Raw genomic sequence first — 1622 nt, 5'->3', positions numbered from 1 at the left:
GGCCTCATTTCTCGCTGCCGTCCAGATCAGATGCATCGCTCTCTGGGCTAAAATCTTGTGACGACACTATCTAACAGTATGTCGTAATCAACAAATCTTTCGTCTGTAACAAGATGAAACATAAGGTAAATCTCGCCGAATCAAGGATGTCGCCAATGACGAACACAACACAAACCAATCAGTACGGCCAGCAGGTGGGTTTTGCCTTGCCGGACTGGCAGCCCGTTGCCAGACCTGCGCGTACGGCGCTGCCCGGTCAGTATTGCCATTTAGTCCCGCTGGATCGGGCGCATTGCGACGCGCTTTATCAGGCCTTTTCGCTGGCAGACGATGACCGGGACTGGACGTGGCTGGGAGCGAATAAACCCGAGACGCTTGCGGCAATGGCTGAGTGGGTCGCACATAAGATCGCTGATGACAGCCTGGTGCCGTATGCGGTTGTTAGCAGTACCGATAATCGTGCCTGCGGCGTAGTGTGCTGGAGTGGCATCGATACGGTTAACGGAGCCATTGAAATCGGTCACGTGACCTGGTCGCCTCTGATGCAGCGCAATGTGATGGGAACCGAAGCGCTCTATTTATTGCTGCGCCAGGCTTTCGACCAGGGATATCGCCGGGTAGCCTGGCGCTGCGACTCAACCAATGCCGCCTCACGACGCGCTGCCGAACGGATTGGTTTCACCTTTGAAGGGCGCTTTCGTCAGGTGATGACCCGCAAACAGCGCAATCGCGATACCGATTGGTTGTCGATTATCGACGTCGAATGGCCGCCGCTGTGTTCAACGCTTGAAGCCTGGCTGGATCGCGAGAATTTTGATAGCAAAGGGCAACAAAAGCGCGCGCTGGAGAGCTTTAAATAAAAGAAGGTCAGTATAGCGCCGCCACAAACTGTGCTATGTTATTCGCCAATAAAAACAAACTAACTGACTGATAATTAGGTTTAATTAATGATTTAGTGGGAAGGAAATGAAAAAACTCTTAATGCTTGCGGTCCTGGCGGGGGCCGTTTCGGGCTGTACGCCGTTTCAACCGGACAACTGCCATAAAACGGTCGCGCTGAGCGATTGCTATTCCGGGCGTTATACCGATCCGGATGAATTCGGAAGACAGGCACTTGCCATAAAAAACGCCATTGAATCTCAACTTGCCGACCGCCACGCCTGGAAGTATAAAAAATGCCGACTGCACCTGGATTTTGCCTACGATGGCAAGCTTGAAAATGTCGAGTCGCGCTACGGGAACAAAGCCTACTGCGCAGCGCTGGTCACCGCGGCAAAAAGAGCGACCTTCCCGCCATTCCCCAATCAACATGTGTATGAGGCGTTTGCCGGCTCACGGTTTGTCATCACCGGCGAATAGGGTAAAAAAATGCCGTCCAGCTCTGTCACTGAACGGCATTTCAGTCTCCCCAGGGATTAATGTTCCAGAGGCGGGATAACACACAGATAGTTGCCGGAGGTGAGGGGCTGTTCAATTTTATCGAACAACGCCTTTAACATAGCCGTATATACCTGTGGCTCTGAGTCAATCATTGTATCACTTAACATATACCCAAGTAACTTCAAGATGCAGGATGGTAGTGCTTAAACAATCTATCCCTACGATTAACTTGGGTTTACTGG

The 1622-nt window shown here is 51.6% G+C and carries 2 protein-coding genes; both read left to right on the top strand.

The genetic code is table 11. The annotated features are described in order from the left end of the window. Positions 1-155 precede the first annotated feature (155 nt). Positions 156-860, top strand: coding sequence for a GNAT family N-acetyltransferase (locus tag ACSZPU_RS25600; protein ID WP_499004414.1), 705 nt, complete (start codon positions 156-158; stop codon positions 858-860). 106 nt (positions 861-966) lie between these two features. After that, positions 967-1359, top strand: a complete 393-nt coding sequence (locus ACSZPU_RS25595; protein ID WP_499004413.1) for a cell envelope integrity TolA C-terminal domain-containing protein — start codon at positions 967-969, stop codon at positions 1357-1359. The last annotated feature ends 263 nt before the right edge of the window (positions 1360-1622 follow it).

It is taken from the genome of Phytobacter sp. V69 (assembly GCF_965644215.1).
Classification (GTDB): Bacteria; Pseudomonadota; Gammaproteobacteria; order Enterobacterales; family Enterobacteriaceae; genus Phytobacter.
The sequence above is the reverse complement of the archived record's forward strand: the minus strand, read 5'-3'. Positions and strand labels throughout refer to the sequence as shown.